The organism is Streptomyces sp. NPDC079141, from assembly GCF_040686775.1.
In the GTDB taxonomy this organism is placed as follows: Bacteria; Actinomycetota; Actinomycetes; order Streptomycetales; family Streptomycetaceae; genus Streptomyces.
In genome coordinates this window covers 314,555-331,110 of record NZ_JBFBLP010000004.1, presented here as the reverse complement: position 1 = coordinate 331,110, position 16,556 = coordinate 314,555, and the positions used below count along the sequence as shown (strand labels likewise).

Here is a 16,556-nt window from a genome sequence, read left to right as displayed (position 1 = left end):
CGGACGCATACGCTCGATGTATGAGTTTGCGTCTGAGCACCGTGATCCTCCCGTACCGCAGGTGGCACGAGGGAAGCCGTGAGGCCTGGCAGCGCGCGGAGCAGCTCGGCTTCCACAGCGGCTATACCTACGACCATCTGTCCTGGCGCACGTTCCGGGACGGGCCCTGGTTCGGTGCCGTGCCGACGCTGACCGCCGCCGCGGCCGTCACCGACCAGCTGCGCCTGGGCACCCTGGTGACCTCCCCGAACTTCCGGCACCCGGTGACCCTCGCCAAGGAGCTGATCACGCTCGACGACGTGTCGGGCGGCCGGGTCACGCTCGGCGTCGGCGCGGGCGGCACCGGCTTCGACGCCACCGCGCTGGGCCAGGAGCCGTGGACGCCACGCGAACGGGCCGACCGGTTCGCGGAGTTCGTGCAGCTGCTCGACCGGCTGCTGAGCGAGGACTCGGTCTCCTACGAGGGCGACTTCTACTCCGCCCACGAGGCACGCAACATCCCCGGCTGCGTCCAGCGCCCCCGGCTGCCGTTCGCGGTGGCCGCGACCGGCCCGCGCGGGCTGCGGCTCGCCGCACTCCACGGCCGGGCGTGGGTGACTACCGGCGACCCCAAGCTGTACGAGAACGGCACTTCTGAACAGTCGATTCAAGCCATTCGCGGACAGGTCGAGAAGCTGTCCGACGCCTGCGCGGCGATCGGCCGGGACGTGACCGCGATGGACAAGGTCCTGCTCACCGGTTTCACCCCGGACCGCGCCCGCCCGCTGGAGTCGCTCGACGCGTTCGTGGACTTCGCCGGGCGCCACCGGGAACTGGGCTTCACCGAGATCGTGGTCCACTGGCCGATCCCCGACTCCGACTTCGCCGCGGACGAGAAGGTCTTCGAGCAGATCGCCATGGAGGCCCCCGGACAGCTGCGCTGACCCGACGGAGGGTGACGGCGCGGGTGGGGCGGTAACTACTCAGATGTGCGGACTCTCGCACGGCCGTGCGGGCATATGCGGGAGAATGACGGGGTGACCTCAGCGACTCGACAGCCCGAGACCCCGGCCGCCGCCCTTCCGCCACGGCTGATCGCCACCGATCTCGACGGCACCCTGCTGCGGGACGACAAGTCGGTGTCGCCACGCACCGTCGCGGCCCTCGCCGCCGCCGAGGAGGCGGGCGTCGAGGTCTTCTTCGTGACCGGCCGGCCGGCCCGCTGGATGGATGTCGTCAGCGAGCACGTCCACGGCCACGGCCTGGCGATCTGCGGCAACGGCGCCGCCGTGGTCGACCTGCACGGCGGCCCCGGCACCCACCGGTTCGTGAAGGTGCGCGAGCTGGCCCGGGCGAACGCGCTGGACGCCGTACGACTGCTGCGCGAGGCAGCGCCCGGCACGGTGTACGCCGTTGAGCAGACGTACGGCTTCTACCAGGAGCCGGACTACCCGAAGCTGCACATGGAGACCCCCGACTCGCTTGCGCCGGCCGAGTACCTCCTGTCGCCGGAGGCCCCCGGGGCCGGTGAGCCGGTGCTGAAGATCCTCGCCTACCACCCCGACCTCGACCCGGACGCCTTTCTCACCCTGGCCCGCCTCGCCATAGGCGAGCGCGCCAACGTCACCCGCTCCAGCCCCAGCGCCCTGCTGGAGATCAGCGGTCCCGGTGTCTCCAAGGCCAGCACCCTCGCCCTGTGCTGCGCCGAGCGCGGCATCTCGCACGAGGAGGTCGTCGCCTTCGGGGACATGCCGAACGACGTCGAGATGCTGACCTGGGCCGGGCAGTCGTACGCGATGGGCAACGCCCACCCGGACGTGGTCGCCGCGGCCTCGGGCCGGACCGTCGCCAACAACGACGACGGCGTGGCGGTCGTGATCGAGCGGCTGCTGGCAAAGCGCTAGGCCCCGTTCCTAGCCGAGCGGGGCGCCCCGCGCCGCCAGCCACGGGCCCGGGTCCACGGCCGACCCCATCTCCGGCGTGACCCGCACCTCGAAGTGCAGGTGCGGGCCCGTGGAGTTGCCGCTCGTGCCCGACTGCCCGATCCACTGCCCGGGGCTCACCCGCTCCCCCTGGTCGACGGCGACGGCGGCGAGATGGGCGTACTGCGTGTAGTAGCCGCCCGCGTGCTCCAGCACGACCTCGACGCCGAAGGGGCCTCCGCAGGACACCCTCTCCACGCGTCCCGCGCCGACCGCCCGCACCGGCGTACCGATCGGCACCGCGAAGTCCTGCCCGGTGTGCCGGTTCGCCCACCGCGCCCCGCCGCTGCCGTACCCCGCGGACAGCTCGTACGTCTCCAGCGGCGCGACCCACGGGTTCGAGAAGCGCGTCTCCGGCTGGTCCAGCCGTACGGGACCTCGGCACGCACCCGCGGCCACCGAGGCGTCCGCCCTGCCCTGCAACTGCCAGCGGGCCTCTTCGAGTTTCTCCTCGATGTCCTTCTTCAGTACGGCGAGTTCGGTGTTCCGCCTGTCCAGCTCGCGCCAGACCGACGCGGCCTTCTCCTGGTCCGCGGCAAGGCGTGCCTCGGCCCGGCGGCTCTTCTCGATGGCGTTGTTGACGGCCAGGTTCGTCCGGGAGAAGACATGCTGACCTCGCATCAGTTCGTCCGGGCTCCTGGCAAGGATGATCTGCGCGGTGATCGGCATCCCACCGCCGTCGCGGTACTGGGCGCGCGCGATCCGGCCCAGGTCCTCGTGCATTTCCGCGATCTCCCGCCGCTCACGCTCCAGAAGCGCCTCGAACCGCTGCGCGCGGCCCCGCTGCGCGGCCGCCTCCCGCCGCCCAGCCTCGTACTGCTGCGTGGCCACGCCGGCGTCCTGGTACAGCTGCGCCACCTGCGCGCTGAGACCGGAGTCGCCACCGGAGTCGCCACCGGAGTCGGCGGCGTCGGTGGGGCGGGCCGCGAGCACGGCGAACGCACACAGCAGCACCGGAACGAGCAGCGGATGACGGCGGGATGAGCGCATGTCAGCGATCCTGTCGCGCGCCGGGGCGGCCAGTCCTGTTCAAGTCGTACGGCTGGGGGAAGAGTTGCTCCGGATGGACCAGACAGGCGCTCGGTTGGAGGGCCTGCTGGAGTTTGGAGGGCCTGCTGGGGATTTCAGTGCGGCGCCTGCCACACCACCGTCGTGCCGCCGCCGTTCTCGCCGATGCCGGGGCCGTGCCGGCTGTCGCCACCGAGGGCCTCCGCGCGGCGCCCGAGGTTCTTCAGACCGCTGCGCCGGCCGCCCTCGGGGATGCCGACACCGTCGTCGGCGACGGTCAGCCGGACGCCGGGCCGCCCGTCCGGCAGGGTCACGGTCGCATCGACGACGACGTCGATGCGTGACGCCTGCGCATGGCGGAAGGCGTTGGAGAGGGCCTCGCGCAGGGCGGCGATGAGGTTCTTGCCTGTGAGCTCGCCGACCAGGGTGTCGACCGGGCCGAGGAAACGGTGCGAGGGCTTGAAGCCGAGCGGGACCGAGGCCATGTTGATCTCCCGCAGCACCCGGGTGCGCAGTCCGGACGGAACCTCGGCGGGGCCCTGTTGCAGGGCGAAGATCGCGGTGCGGATCTCCTGGATGGTGACGTCGAGTTCGTCGACCGCCTTGCCGACGCCCCGCTGCACCTCGGGCACGACCGACCTGCGCTGCGCCCGCTCCAGCATCATCCCGGTGGCGAAAAGCCGCTGGATGACGAGGTCGTGCAGGTCCCGGGCGATGCGGTCGCGGTCCTCGTACACCGCGAGCCGCTCCCGGTCGCGCTGCGCCTCGGCCATCATCAGCGCGAGCGCGGCCTGCGAGGCGAACTGGACGGCGAGGGTGCGCTCGGTCTCCGTGAAGGGGCGCTCCCCCCGCGCGCGGGGCGTCACCAGGCTGCCCAGCACACGGCCGTCGCTGTGCAGCGGCAGCAGCATGGTCGGCCCGTAGTCACGGGCGAGTTCGGTGGTCACCCGGGGGTCGCCGGCCGCATCGTCGAGGAAGACCGCCTGCCCGTCGAGGAGTTCGGCCACGATCTCGCTGTCGGGCGGGACGACCGTCCCCAGCGCGCCGGTCGGCCGTTCGGCGGCCACGGCGACGATCTCCAGGCCGCCCTCGTCCGCGGGCAGCAGCACGATGCCGGCGGCCGAGCCCGACAGTCTGCGCGCCTGCTCGGCGACCACCTGGAGGGCGTCGTCGGCGTCACCGCCCGACAGCAGCGCGGTCGTCACGGCGACCGACCCGTCGATCCAGCGCTCGCGCTGCTTGGCGGCCTCGTACAGGCGGGCGTTGCCGATGGCGATACCGGCCTCGGTGGCCAGCACCCGGACCATGTTGAGGTCGTCGTCGTTGAACGGCTCCCCACCGCGCTTCTCGGTCAGGTACAGGTTCCCGAAGATGTCCCCCTGGACGCGGATGGGGACGCCGAGGAAGGTGCGCATCGGCGGATGGTGCTCGGGGAAGCCGCACGAGCGCGGATCCTCCGTCAGATTCGCGAGCCTGAGCGGTTTCGGGTCGTTGATGAGGGCGCCCAGCAGGCCCTTGTGGCCGTCGGGCAGTCGTCCGATCCGGCGGGCGGTCGCCGTGTCGACCCCGTGGAAGACGAAGTCGGAAAGCCCGTCGCCGTCCTCGTCGACGACGCCGATGGCCGCATAACGGGCGTCCGCCAGGGAGGCCGCGGTCTCGCAGATCCGGTCAAGGGTGGAGTGCAGTTCAAGACCGCTGCCGACGGACCGCATCGCCTCCAGCAGCTGCGGCAGCCGCGCGGCCAGCTCGGCCGACAGCCCGAGGGCGGGGGACGGGGGACCGGAGGGCGGTGCGTCGGACATGACCCGAGCCTAATTAGTCCGATTTGCTACGGAAAGTCGAGTTGACGGGGAGGCAGGCACGGCCGTGTCGCCCACCTAGCCCGCCCCTACCAGCAGATCCGCCTCTTCCTCCCGCGCCACCATCGCCCGCAACGGCCCCTCCACTGCCGCCAGCTCCGCGTATCCGCCCCGCTGCACCACACGCCCCTCGTCCAGCACGACCACCTCGTCCACGGCCTCCAGACCGGCCAGCCGGTGAGTGATGAGCAAGGTCGTACGGCCCTCGGTGGCGGCCAGCAGATCGGCGGTGAGCGCGTCGGCGGTGGGCAGGTCGAGATGCTCGGCCGGTTCGTCGAGCACGAGCACGGGGAAGTCGGCGAGGAGCGCGCGGGCCAGCGCCAGCCGCTGCCGCTGGCCGCCGGAGAGCCGGGCACCGTGCTCGCCGACCAGCGTGTCCAGCCCGTCGGGCAGGCTCTCGGCCCAGTCCAGCAGCCGGGCGCGCCGCAGGGCGTCCCGCAGTTCGTCCTCGGTGGCGTCCTTCTTGGCGAGGAGCAGGTTCTCGCGCACGGAGCTGTCGAAGAGGTGCGCGTCCTGGGCACACAGCCCGACCAGCCGCCGTACGTCGTCGCCGTCCACGGTGGACGCGTCCACACCGCCCAGCGTGTACGAGCCCGCGTCGGCGTCGAGGAAGCGCAGCAGCGTCTGGGCCAGCGTCGTCTTGCCCGACCCGGACGGCCCGACCACGGCGATCCGGCGGCCCTCCGCCAAGGTCAGGTCGAGTCCGGCGAGCGCGTCCCGGTCCTGCCCGGCGTGCCGGGCGGTCAGGCCCCTGAGGACGACCGGGAACGGCGACACGGGCGCCTGGCGCGGCCGCTCCGGCTCCCGCACGGGCTCGGGCGCGTCCAGCACCTCGTACACGCGCTCCGCGCTCCTGCGCACCCGCTGCCGGTACTGCACGGCGAGCGGCAGCCCCAGGACCGCCTCGAAGGCGGCCAGCGGGGTGAGCACCACGACGGCCATCGCCACACCGCTCAGCCGCCCGTCGGCGACCCCCTGGGCGCCCACGAGGGCGGCGAGGGCGACGGTGAGTCCGGAGACCAGCGCCGTGAGCCCGTCGCCGAGTGCGGTGGCCCCGGCGGCCCGCGAGGCGATCCGGGTGAGCGTCCCGTCGGCCCGCCGCGCCTCGGCGGTACGGGCGGGCAGGGCGCCGGCGACCGTCAGCTCCGCGGTTCCGGTGAGCAGGTCGGTCACGCGCGTCGCCAGTACCCCGCGGGCGGGGGCCAGCCGGCGCTCGGCACGCCGGGCCACGGCGCCGGTGAGCAGCGGGACGCCGACTCCGGCCGCCAGCAGGCCGACGGCGAGCACGGCGCCGGCCTCCGGAAGCAGCCAGGCCGTGAAGCCGACGGAGGCGGCGGAGACGACGGTGGCGGCACCGGCGGGCAGCAGCCAGCGCAGCCAGTAGTCCTGGAGGGCGTCCACGTCGGAGACGAGCCGCGACAGCAGGTCTCCCCGCCGGGTCGTGCGCAGCCCGGCGGGCGCCAGCCGCTCCAGTCGGCGGTACACGGCGACCCGGGTCTCGGCGAGCATCCGCAGCACGGCGTCGTGCGACACCAGCCGCTCGGCGTACCGGAAGACGGCGCGACCGATGCCGAAGGCGCGCGTCGCCGTCACGGCCACCATCAGGTACAGCACGGGCGGCTGCTGCGAGGCCCGCGAGATGAGCCACCCCGAGGTGGCCATCAGGCCGACGGCGCTGCCGAGGGCGAGGCTGCCGAGCAGCAGGGCGAGGGCGAGTCCGCCGCGGCGGGCGCCGGACATGGCGCGGACGCGGGCGAGGACACCGCCGGTGGCCGTCGCCGGCGCTGCCTGCGCCTCGGAGGCAGAGGTCCCGGCCGCCTCGATCGCCCGAGCGGCCGGTGCCTTGGGGGTGAGGGCGGTCGCCGGAGCGGGCACCGCGGCCTCCGCCAGCCGCACCACCCGGTCCGCGATGCCCAGCAGTGCGGGCCGGTGCACGACCAGCAGCACCGTCCGGCCCACGGCCAGCCGCCGCACCGCCGCCACGACCTCCGCCTCGGTCTCCCCGTCCAGCGCGGCCGTCGGCTCGTCGAGCAGCAGCACCGGCCGGTCCGCGAGAAACGCCCGGGCGAGCGCGAGCCGTTGCCGCTGCCCGGCGGACAGCCCGGCACCGTCCTCACCGAGCACGGTGTCCGCCCCCTGGGGCAGCGCGGCCACGAACTCCAGCGCCCCGGCCTCCTCCAGCGCCCGCGCCACGGCGGCGTCGTCGGCGTCCGGGCGAGCCAGCCGTACGTTCTCGGCGATCGTCCCGGCGAACAGCTGGGGGCGCTGCGGCACCCACGCGATCCGCGACCGCCACTGCTCCAGGTCCAGCTCCGCGAGATCGGTGCCGCCGACGATCACCTTGCCCTCGGCGGGCCGTACGAAGCCCAGAAGCACGTTCAGCAGCGTGGACTTGCCCGCGCCGCTCGGCCCCACGAGCGCGACAGTCTCTCCGGCCTCGACCGCGAAGGACACCTCCGACACGGCATCCCCGGACCGCCCCGGATAGCGGACCGTCACTCCCTCGAAGGCCACGGAACCCGCGGGCACCGTCGCGGTCCCCGACGCCGGCACCGGTGTCTCCAGGACCTCGAAGATCTCCTCGGCGGCCGCCAGCCCCTCCGCCGCCGCGTGGTACTGCGCGCCCACCTGGCGCAGCGGCAGATAGGCCTCGGGCGCGAGCACGAGGATGACCAGGCCGATGTACAGGTCCATTTCGCCGTGGACGAGCCGCATGCCGATCGTCACGGCAACCAGCGCGACCGAGATCGTCGCCAGCAGCTCCAGCGCGAAGGAGGACAGGAAGGCGATCCGCAGCGTGCGCATCGTCGCCCGCCGGTAGTCGTCGGTGATCCGGCGGATCGACTCGGCCTGGGCCTTGGCCCGCCCGAACACCTTCAGCGTGGGCAGCCCCGCGACGACGTCCAGAAAGTGGCCGGACAGCCGGGACAGCAACTGCCACTGACGGTCCATCCGGGACTGCGTGGCCCAGCCGATCAGCATCATGAAGATCGGGATGAGGGGGAGGGTGCCGACGATGATGGCCGCCGAGACCCAGTCCTCGGTGACGATCCGGGCGAGCACCGCCACCGGCACGACCACCGCGAGCCCCAACTGCGGCAGATAGCGGGAGAAGTAGTCGTCGAGCGCGTCGACTCCACGGGTGGCGAGGGCGACCAGCGAGCCGGTCCGCTGTCCACTGAGCCACCCGGGGCCGAGTTCGGCCGCGCGCTCCAGCAGACGCCCGCGCAGCTCCGACTTCACCGCGGCGCTCGCCCGGTGCGCGGCGAGCTCGGTGAGCCAGGACACCAGCGCACGCCCACAGGCGACGGCCGCCAACAGCAGCAGGGGAGTGCGCAGTTCACCGACCGACTGACCGTGCTGGAACGCGCCGACCACCACCTCGGCGATGAGCATCGCCTGCGCGATGACCAGCGCCGCTCCGACGGCGCCCAGGCCGACGACCGCCACCATGAAGAGACGGGTGGCGCGGGCGTACCGGAGCAGACGCGGGTCGATCGGTTTCACGTGAAACACACCCTCTTCTCAAAGGGGTCTATGGGGTCATGTTTCACGTGAAACATGACCCCATCCGGACTCAGTGCGCAGGTTCCGCGATGTGCTGGGTACCGATCCGCTTGCGGAACACCCAGTAGGTCCAACTCTGGTAGAGCAGGACGATCGGCGTGGCGATACCGGCACACCAGGTCATGATCTTCAGGGTGTACGGGCTCGACGAGGCGTTGGTGACCGTCAGGCTCCACTCGTCATTGAGCGAGGACGGCATGACGTTCGGGAAGAGCGTCAGGAAGAGCATCGCCACGGCGGCCACGACAGTGACGCCGGAGAGCGCGAACGCCCAGCCCTCGCGCCCGGCCTGATTCGCCACCAGCGCCGCCACCAGCGCCGCCACGGCCACCACCAGGGCGGCCAGGCTCTCGCCGTCACCGTTCTCGATCTGCGTCCACAACAGGAAGACCAGCGCGAGCACGGCCGTGACGAGACCCACCTGAAGCGCCAGCTTCCGCGCCCGCTCCCGGATGTCCCCGACGGTCTTGAGCGCCACGAACACCGCACCGTGGAAGGTGAACAGCGTCAGCGTCACCAGACCGCCGATGAGCGCGTAGGGGTTGAGCAGGTCCCAGAAGTTGCCGACGTACTCGAAGTTCCGGTCGATCTTCACGCCCCGGACGATGTTGCCGAAGGCCACGCCCCACAGGAACGCCGGGATGAGCGAGGACCAGAAGATCGCGGTCTCCCAGTTGCGCTGCCAGTTCTCCTCGGGCCGCTTCGACCGGTACTCGAAGGCGACGCCCCGGACGATCAGACTGACCAGGATGATCAGCAGGGGCAGGTAGAAGCCGGAGAAGAGCGTGGCGTACCACTCGGGGAAGGCGGCGAAGGTCGCACCGCCCGCCGTGAGCAGCCACACCTCGTTGCCGTCCCAGACCGGGCCGATGGTGTTGATCAGAACCCGCTTCTCGGGCCGGTTCCGGGCCAGCAGCTTGGTGAGGATACCGACCCCGAAGTCAAAGCCCTCCAGGAAGAAGTAGCCGATCCACAGGACGGCGATCAGAACGAACCAGACGTCGTGCAGTTCCATGACTGTGCAGCTCCCTCGGCCTAGTACGAGAAGGCCATCGGCTTGTCGGCGTCCTGGGGGTCGCCGCCGATCTTCGTGGGCGGGTTGAGGTCGGCCTCGGTGAGCTCGGGCGGGCCGGCCTTGACGTACTTGACGAGCAGCTTGACCTCGATCACGGCGAGGATGGCGTACAGCGCGGTGAAGACGATCATCGAGGTGAGGACCTCGCCCTGCGAGACACCGGGGGAGACCGCGTCCCGGGTCCGGAGCACGCCGTAGACGACCCAGGGCTGGCGGCCCATCTCGGTGAAGATCCAGCCCCAGGAGTTGGCGATCAGCGGGAAGCCCAGGGTCCAGATCGCGATGAGCCAGTACCACTTGGTGAGCTTCGGGCCGAGAGCCTTCTTGCGGAACAGGACCAGGTTCGGCACCTCGTCCTCACCGACCCGCAGGTGCTGCGGCAGCATGAACTTCTTGCGGGTCAGCCAGAGTCCGACCACACCGATGGCGAGCGACGCCATACCGAAGCCGATCATCCAGCGGAAACCCCAGTAGGCGACGGGGATGTTGGGCCGGTAGTCGCCGGGCCCGAACTGCTCCACCTCGGCCTTCTGCACGTCGTTGATGCCGGGGACGTAGGAGCTGAAGTCGTCCTTGGCCAGGAAGGACAGCAGTCCCGGAATCTCTATGGCGACCTTGTTGTGACCCTCGTCGACGTCGCCGTAGGCGAAGATCGAGAAGGGCGCGGGCGCTTCTCCGTCCCACAGGGCCTCGGCCGCGGCCATCTTCATCGGCTGCTGCTCGTACATGATCTTGCCGAGGGTGTCGCCGCTGATCGCGGTGAGCGCGCCGCCGATGACGAGCGTGACCAGGCCGAGCCGCAGCGAGGTCTTCATCTCCCGGATGTGCTTCTTGCGCAGCAGGTGGAAGGCGGAAATGCCGACCATGAAGGCGCCACCGGTGAGGAAGGCGGCCGAGAGGGTGTGGAAGGCCTGGGCCAGCGCGGTGTTCTGCGACAGGACCAGCCAGAAGTCGGTGAGTTCGGCCCGCCCCTTCGCCTCGTTGATCTTGTATCCGACCGGGTGCTGCATCCACGAGTTGGCCGCGAGGATGAAGTACGCCGACAGGATGGTGCCGATCGACACCATCCAGATACAGGCGAGGTGGATCTTCTTCGGCAGCTTGTCCCAGCCGAAGATCCACAGACCGATGAAGGTGGACTCGAAGAAGAACGCGATCAGCGCCTCGAAGGCGAGCGGGGCGCCGAAGATGTCACCGACGAAGCGCGAGTAGTCGGACCAGTTCATGCCGAACTGGAACTCCTGCACGATGCCGGTGACCACACCCATCGCGATGTTGATCAGGAAGAGCTTTCCCCAGAACTTGGTGGCCCTGAGGTACTTCTCCTTCTCCGTGCGCACCCAGGCCGTCTGCAAGCCGGCCGTCAGCGCGGCGAGCGAGATCGTCAAGGGGACGAACAGGAAGTGGTAGACGGTGGTGATGCCGAACTGCCATCGCGCCAGTGTCTCCGGCGCCAGAGCCAGGTCCACGTCGTCAGTCTCCTTACGTCGCCGTGGTACAGCGGCAGTTTGCCCCTTTTGTCACACACATCGCTGGAGCAACGGGACACGCTTGTGAACGCGTTCACATTCACAAGCAATTATGACGCACTGATTATCGAAGCTTGAAGGGGGGTCCCCGCTTGGGCCTTTCGGGCAACCTCTTGGCAGCAACTTCAACATCTTGTTGAATTGCCTGTTGTGCAGATACGGATCTCGTGGCCCGCCGGCCACCTCACCGCGACCCTCGACGACACCCCGACGGCCCGCGCCCTCGCCAAGGAACTGCCGCTCGTCTCCACTGCCCGGACCTGGGGCGAGGAGGTGTACTTCGACACGGGCGTCTCGGTTCCACGTGAAACAGACGCCCGCCAGGTCGTCGAGCCGGGCACCGTCGCCTTCTGGACCGACGGCGACGCACTGGCGCTCCCCTACGGGCCCACGCCGATCTCGCGAGGCGACGAATGCCGCCTCGCGAGCCCGTGCAATGTTCTGGGCCGCCTCGACGGCGACCCGCGTGTCCTGACGTCCGCGCGGAACGGGGACCCCGTCCGCGTCGAACTCGTCGAGGACTAGAGCTCCTTGCGGAACGCCTCCGACACCTTCAGGAAGATGTCGTTCGCCTCGGCCTCACCGATCGTCACCCGCACACCCTCGCCCGGGAACGGCCGGACCACCACGCCGGCCTGCTCGCACGCCGTCGCGAAGGCGACCGTGCGCTCCCCCAGCCGCAGCCACACGAAGTTGGCCTGAGTCTCGGGGACCGTCCAGCCCTGCGCGCGCAGCGCGTCGACCACGCGGTTGCGCTCGCAGACCAGCGAGCCGACCCGGCCGAGCAGTTCGTCCTCGGCCCGCAGCGAGGCGACGGCCGCGTCCTGCGCGAGCTGGCTCACGCCGAAGGGCACCGCCGTCTTGCGCAGCGCCGCCGCGACCGGCTCGTGGGCGATCGCGAAGCCGACCCGCAGACCGGCCAGACCGTACGCCTTGGAGAAGGTGCGCAGAACGCAGACGTTCGGCCGATCCCGGTAGATCTCCACGCCGTCCGGCACCTCGGGGTCGCGGATGAACTCGCGGTAGGCCTCGTCCAGCACCACCAGCACATCGCCGGGCACCCGGTCGAGGAACCGCTCCAGCTCGGCCCGCTTCACCACCGTGCCGGTCGGGTTGTTGGGGTTGCAGACGAAGATCAGCCGGGTCCGGTCGGTGATGGCGTCGGCCATCGCGTCCAGGTCGTGCACATCGCCCGGCGTCAGCGGCACCCGCACCGAGGTCGCGCCGCTGATCTGCGTGATGATCGGGTACGCCTCGAAGGACCGCCAGGCGTAGATGACCTCGTCGCCCGGTCCGGAGGTGGCCTGGAGCAGCTGCTGGGCCACGCCGACGGAGCCGGTGCCGGTGGACAGATGGGTGAGCGGCACCCCGAAGCGGTCGGACAGCTCGTTCATCAGGCCCGTGCACGCCATGTCCGGGTAGCGGTTGAAGGCGGAGGCCGCGGCGGTCACGCTCTCCATCACGCCCGGCAGCGGCGGATAGGGGTTCTCGTTGGAGGACAGCTTGTAGGCCACCGGGCCACCGGCCGCGGCGGGCTTGCCCGGCTTGTAGGTGGGGATACCCTCCAGCTCGGCTCGCAGCTTGGGGCTCGTCTCGCTCACCGCAGTCCTCCTCGCGACCACCGGCGGCCCATCGACACCACCGGCTTCCAATGCTTCTCACCTTATGAGGATTCGGCCCGCCTGCGTACAGGTGCGGACGGTCCGCGTACGTCACACGGCCAGACCTCATCCGTCACACCGGCATCACGGGCATCAGCGCGCGAAGCCGTACGAATCGGGGGGCGCGTCACACATATATCTATGCGCCGGTGGCTCACGCCGTGGCGCGCATCCCTCGTGAAGGTGAGTTGAGACCTCTTCGAAACATCGAGCACTTGGCAGGTGTGCACGCGCCGACAAGTCACGTATTGCCATGGGAGCGCTCAACTCCCTTGCAATCAAAGGATCTTGACGGCATGTGACCTTGCAGAAACGTGCCTGTCAACAGCTGCATATGCGTCCGCACTACCCCACCGCATGAGCCCTACTATCGGCTCGCCATGACAGCAGCAGGGAAGCACCAGGTGAGCCGCGCGGAGACCGCCCGCCGGGGCAACCGGCCGGGCCGGGCAGGCATCAGAGACGTTGCCGCCGCCGCCGGAGTCTCCATCACGACCGTCTCCGACGCCCTCAACGGCAAGGGCCGGCTCCCCGACGCCACCCGACGCCACGTCCGTGAAGTCGCCGACCGACTGGGCTATCGCCCATCGGCAGCGGCCCGAACCCTCCGTACCGGCAAATCGGGCCTCATCGGCCTGACCGTGACGACGTACGGGGATGAACCTTTCACCTTCACCGAGTTCGCGTACTTCGCCGAGATGGCGCGCGCCGCCACCTCGGCCGCGCTCGCCCGCGGCTACGCCCTCGTCATCCTGCCCGCCACCTCCCGCCACGACGTGTGGTCGAACGTCGCCCTCGACGGCACCGTCGTCATCGATCCCTCCGACCAGGACCCGGTCGTCAGCGAACTGGTCCGACAGGGCCTGCCGGTGGTCTCCGACGGCCGCCCGGTCGGGTCGCTGCCGGTCACGGCCTGGGTCGACAACGACCACGAGGCCGCCGTACTCGGCATCCTCGACCACCTGGCCGACGCCGGCGCCCGCCGCATCGGTCTGCTGACCGGGACGACGACCGACACGTACACCCATCTGTCCACCACGGCCTACCTGCGCTGGTGCGAACGCGTCGGCCAGGATCCCGTGTACGAGGCCTACCCGGCGCACGATCCGTGCGCCGGCGCCGTCGCCGCCGACCGGCTGCTGGCCCGCCCCGACCGCCCCGACGCCGTCTACGGACTGTTCGACCCCAACGGCACCGATCTGCTCGCCGCCGCGCGCCGCTACGGGCTGCGCGTACCGGAGGACCTGCTTCTGGTCTGCTGCAGCGAGTCCACCGTGTACGCCAGCACCGAGCCCCCCATCACCACGCTCTCCCTGAAGCCGCGTCGCATCGGGACGGCCGTGGTCCAGCTCCTCATCGACGCCATCGAGGGGGTCGATTCGGACCAACCGGTCGAGCAGGTGATACCGACCGAGCTGATCGTGCGTACCTCGTCCCAGCGACGTCCGCCGCGCACGACCGTCAGCCCACCACGGTCGCCCGAGGAGCAGTAGAACGAGGCCGGAAGGCAGGCGGTAGAAGCCCTGCCCAATCGGGGCGAAAGCCGCGGTGAACTGGAGCCTTGCTCCGATTCACCACCCCTGGGTCATCACATGGCGCGATCGGCATTCCTATGATGGGCCCACGACACCGCGGGCCGCTGCGACCAGGCAGTCCGAAGCGGTGCAGCTGCGGCGCGATGGTGGAGGGGTCTGATGACTCAGGGGGCCGGTCAGGGACCCGAGGTGGAGCGGACGGCGACGTTGCGCGACTTCCGGGTACCCGCGTACGTCCACGAGACCGGTCCGTACGTCCACAGCACGCACCCCGGTGACGTCGCCCCGCCCGTCGACGAGACCTACCCGGAGGGGTACACACCCACCCAGCGCGACCTGCCCGTCATCAACCGCGGTGACACGGTTCAGGTGAACGTCGACCCCGCGGCCATGCCTCAGGCCGCGGGCGGCGCGGGCCCGCTGTACGTCGTCGGAGACGTCCACGGCTATCTCGACGAGCTGATGGCCGCTCTCCAGGAGCAGGGCCTCATCGACTCCGCGGGCCAGTGGAGCGCGGGCACCGCCCGGCTGTGGTTCCTCGGCGACTTCACCGACCGCGGCCCGGACGGCATCGGCGTCATCGAGCTCGTGATGCGGCTGTCCGCCGAGGCCGCGGCCGCCGGCGGCTACTGCAAGGCCCTGATGGGCAACCACGAACTGCTACTGATCGGCGCCAAGCGGTTCGGCGACACCCCCGTCAACTCCGGCGCGGGCACCGCCACCTTCCAGGCGGCCTGGCTGCTCAACGGCGGCCAGAAGTCCGACATGGACCGCCTCCAGGACCATCACCTGCAGTGGATGGCCCGCCTCGACGCCATGGAGGAGGTCGACGGGCATCTGCTCGTCCACTCCGACACCACCGCCTACCTCGACTACGGCCGCTCCATCGAAGAGGTCAACGACACCGTCCGCGAGACGCTCACCCGTAACGACGCGGACGAGGTGTGGGACCTGTTCCGCAAGTTCACCAAGCGCTTCTCCTTCCGCGACGAGGGTGGCGCCGACCATGTGCGCTCCCTGCTCGATACGTACGGCGGCACCCGCATCGTTCACGGTCACAGCCCGATTCCCTACTTGCTGGGTGAGGTCGGCTCCGAGGACGGCGAGGACAACGGCGGGCCGGTGGTCGAAGGACCGCACATCTACGCGGACGGGCTGGCCATCGCCATGGACGGCGGAGTGACCATGGCCGGAAAGCTGCTGGTCCAGCAACTTCCCCTGGATATCTGAACGTTCACAGGGCAGACGTCCCCCTGTGGTGGAGTGAAGCAGGACGACGCAGGCCAGGGGCCAATTTCTGGAAACCCCCTGTCACCGTGTGCCGTCACCGCTCTACCATCGGCTTATCCGTAGCAGGCTCCCCTCCGTTTCTGCCCGACGGCTCGTCAGCGTGCGAGCCCCAAGCCCTACGGAGCATCGGGGGATGCACATGAACAGCGTTCCGCAGCACCTGCACAGTGAGGACCGCCAGGAATACGAGCGGATCCTCGATGAGGCGCTGCGCTCCGCACCACACCGCCCGGAACTGGCCGCTGTCGGTCAGCGCCTCAATGCCGAACAGCTGCGCACCATGGCGCTCAACGCCACCGCACTCATCACGGCGGCCGCGGCGACCGAGTACCAGCACTACGTGAAGGTCCGCGAGGAACTGCGCCAACCGGCGCCGTCCACCCCGTCGTCCGTGCGCGAGACCGGCTCCCCGGAGTCGGGCGCGGGCACGATGGGGCTCGCCGCCACCATGGGAGAGGCCACCGCCGAGACCGCCGGCGCGGGCATCGTCGCCGTCGCGGCCGTCCTCACCCCCGTCCTCGCCGGTATCGCCGCGGCGATCTTCCTGCTCGTGGGTTACATCCTGAAGATGCTCGAACCCGAGCCGGCGTTCGCCCAGACCATGCTCACCACCGGATGGGTGTTCGGTGCCGTGACGGCGGCAGCGATCCTCGTCGCCGCCGTCGGGCTGCTGCTCACCGCCCTGCGCAACAGGCCGGCACTCGACACCGGTCCCTACGGCGAGCTGGGCAGCGAGGTGGCCCGGGCCAGGGAAGCCTGGCGCGAAGCCCTGCTGGAGCGCGGCATCCTGCCGTTCCTGCGGGACGCGCTCGCCGACCCCGGCACCGCAGCCGCCCTGCACCGTACGGCTCCCACGGCGCCGACCAGCCGTATCCCGAGCCTCGGGTACGACCGCCCGGGGTTCAGCAGCCCCGACGACGGCTCCTCGGCGGGCCCGCGCCCGAGCTTCACCAGCCCGGACTACACCAGCCCGGACTTCGGGGGCCCGGAACACCAGCCGGAGTAACCCTCGGCTTGCGCCCCCATGCCGGGGAGCGCAAGCCGAACATCCGGACTCCCGGGGCGCCCTCG

The 16,556-nt window shown here is 70.6% G+C and carries 12 protein-coding genes; 6 read left to right on the top strand and 6 right to left on the bottom strand.

All coding sequences use genetic code 11. The features are described 5' to 3' along the window. The first annotated feature begins 20 nt into the window (after positions 1-20). Complete coding sequence (locus tag AB0Q90_RS15635; RefSeq protein ID WP_363163439.1) at positions 21-923, top strand: LLM class flavin-dependent oxidoreductase; 903 nt, start codon at positions 21-23, stop codon at positions 921-923. Positions 924-998: 75 nt separating this feature from the next. After that, complete coding sequence (locus AB0Q90_RS15630) at positions 999-1,883, top strand: HAD hydrolase family protein (protein ID WP_363163440.1); 885 nt, start codon at positions 999-1,001, stop codon at positions 1,881-1,883. Between the two features lie 9 nt (positions 1,884-1,892). On the opposite strand, the gene AB0Q90_RS15625 is transcribed toward AB0Q90_RS15630, so the two are convergent. The 5 genes from AB0Q90_RS15625 to AB0Q90_RS15605 all read right to left on the bottom strand — a co-directional run bounded on the left by AB0Q90_RS15625 (position 1,893) and on the right by AB0Q90_RS15605 (position 10,939). Further along, on the bottom strand, positions 1,893-2,951 hold the full coding sequence (locus tag AB0Q90_RS15625; protein WP_363163441.1) for a M23 family metallopeptidase: 1,059 nt from the start codon (positions 2,949-2,951) through the stop codon (positions 1,893-1,895). A 134-nt stretch (positions 2,952-3,085) separates the two neighbouring features. Next, positions 3,086-4,771, bottom strand: coding sequence for a GAF domain-containing protein (locus tag AB0Q90_RS15620; RefSeq protein ID WP_363163442.1), 1,686 nt, complete (start codon positions 4,769-4,771; stop codon positions 3,086-3,088). A 75-nt stretch (positions 4,772-4,846) separates the two neighbouring features. After that, entirely contained in the window at positions 4,847-8,335 is a 3,489-nt protein-coding gene (gene cydD / locus AB0Q90_RS15615) for a thiol reductant ABC exporter subunit CydD (RefSeq protein WP_363163443.1), read from the bottom strand. Positions 8,336-8,405: 70 nt separating this feature from the next. Then, positions 8,406-9,410, bottom strand: a complete 1,005-nt coding sequence (gene cydB, locus AB0Q90_RS15610) for a cytochrome d ubiquinol oxidase subunit II (protein WP_363163444.1) — start codon at positions 9,408-9,410, stop codon at positions 8,406-8,408. A 20-nt stretch (positions 9,411-9,430) separates the two neighbouring features. Next, the gene (locus tag AB0Q90_RS15605) at positions 9,431-10,939 is read right to left on the bottom strand and encodes a cytochrome ubiquinol oxidase subunit I (RefSeq protein WP_363163445.1); all 1,509 of its coding nucleotides are present in this window, start codon (positions 10,937-10,939) and stop codon (positions 9,431-9,433) included. Positions 10,940-11,149: 210 nt separating this feature from the next. Here AB0Q90_RS15605 and AB0Q90_RS15600 point away from each other — a divergent pair, with 210 nt between their 5' ends. Continuing rightward, positions 11,150-11,524: a cyclophilin-like fold protein gene (locus tag AB0Q90_RS15600; protein WP_363163446.1), complete on the top strand. Its 375-nt coding sequence runs from the start codon at positions 11,150-11,152 to the stop codon at positions 11,522-11,524. Here AB0Q90_RS15600 and hisC read toward each other — a convergent pair. Next, positions 11,521-12,600: a histidinol-phosphate transaminase gene (gene hisC / locus AB0Q90_RS15595; RefSeq protein ID WP_363163447.1), complete on the bottom strand. Its 1,080-nt coding sequence runs from the start codon at positions 12,598-12,600 to the stop codon at positions 11,521-11,523. The two genes, AB0Q90_RS15600 and hisC, sit on opposite strands and share 4 nt — an antisense overlap. A 440-nt stretch (positions 12,601-13,040) precedes the next feature. Here hisC and AB0Q90_RS15590 point away from each other — a divergent pair, with 440 nt between their 5' ends. From AB0Q90_RS15590 to AB0Q90_RS15580, 3 genes are all read left to right on the top strand, one after another. After that, entirely contained in the window at positions 13,041-14,153 is a 1,113-nt protein-coding gene (locus AB0Q90_RS15590; protein WP_363163449.1) for a LacI family DNA-binding transcriptional regulator, read from the top strand. 201 nt (positions 14,154-14,354) lie between these two features. Further along, entirely contained in the window at positions 14,355-15,425 is a 1,071-nt protein-coding gene (locus AB0Q90_RS15585) for a metallophosphoesterase family protein (protein WP_363163450.1), read from the top strand. 193 nt (positions 15,426-15,618) lie between these two features. Next, positions 15,619-16,491 carry a hypothetical protein gene (locus AB0Q90_RS15580; protein WP_363163451.1) on the top strand — a complete coding sequence of 291 codons (873 nt, stop codon included), beginning with the start codon at positions 15,619-15,621 and terminating at the stop codon, positions 16,489-16,491. The last annotated feature ends 65 nt before the right edge of the window (positions 16,492-16,556 follow it).

Excerpts from the sequence above, each read along its gene's own strand:
- AB0Q90_RS15635 (WP_363163439.1), top strand. The coding sequence starts at position 21 with ATGAGTTTGCGTCTGAGCACCGTGATCCTCCCGTACCGCAGGTGGCAC.
- AB0Q90_RS15630 (WP_363163440.1), top strand. The coding sequence starts at position 999 with ATGCGGGAGAATGACGGGGTGACCTCAGCGACTCGACAGCCCGAGACC.
- AB0Q90_RS15625 (WP_363163441.1), bottom strand. The coding sequence starts at position 2,951 with ATGCGCTCATCCCGCCGTCATCCGCTGCTCGTTCCGGTGCTGCTGTGT.
- AB0Q90_RS15620 (WP_363163442.1), bottom strand. The coding sequence starts at position 4,771 with ATGTCCGACGCACCGCCCTCCGGTCCCCCGTCCCCCGCCCTCGGGCTG.
- cydB (WP_363163444.1), bottom strand. The coding sequence starts at position 9,410 with ATGGAACTGCACGACGTCTGGTTCGTTCTGATCGCCGTCCTGTGGATC.
- AB0Q90_RS15590 (WP_363163449.1), top strand. The coding sequence starts at position 13,041 with ATGACAGCAGCAGGGAAGCACCAGGTGAGCCGCGCGGAGACCGCCCGC.
- AB0Q90_RS15585 (WP_363163450.1), top strand. The coding sequence starts at position 14,355 with ATGACTCAGGGGGCCGGTCAGGGACCCGAGGTGGAGCGGACGGCGACG.
- AB0Q90_RS15580 (WP_363163451.1), top strand. The coding sequence starts at position 15,619 with ATGCACATGAACAGCGTTCCGCAGCACCTGCACAGTGAGGACCGCCAG.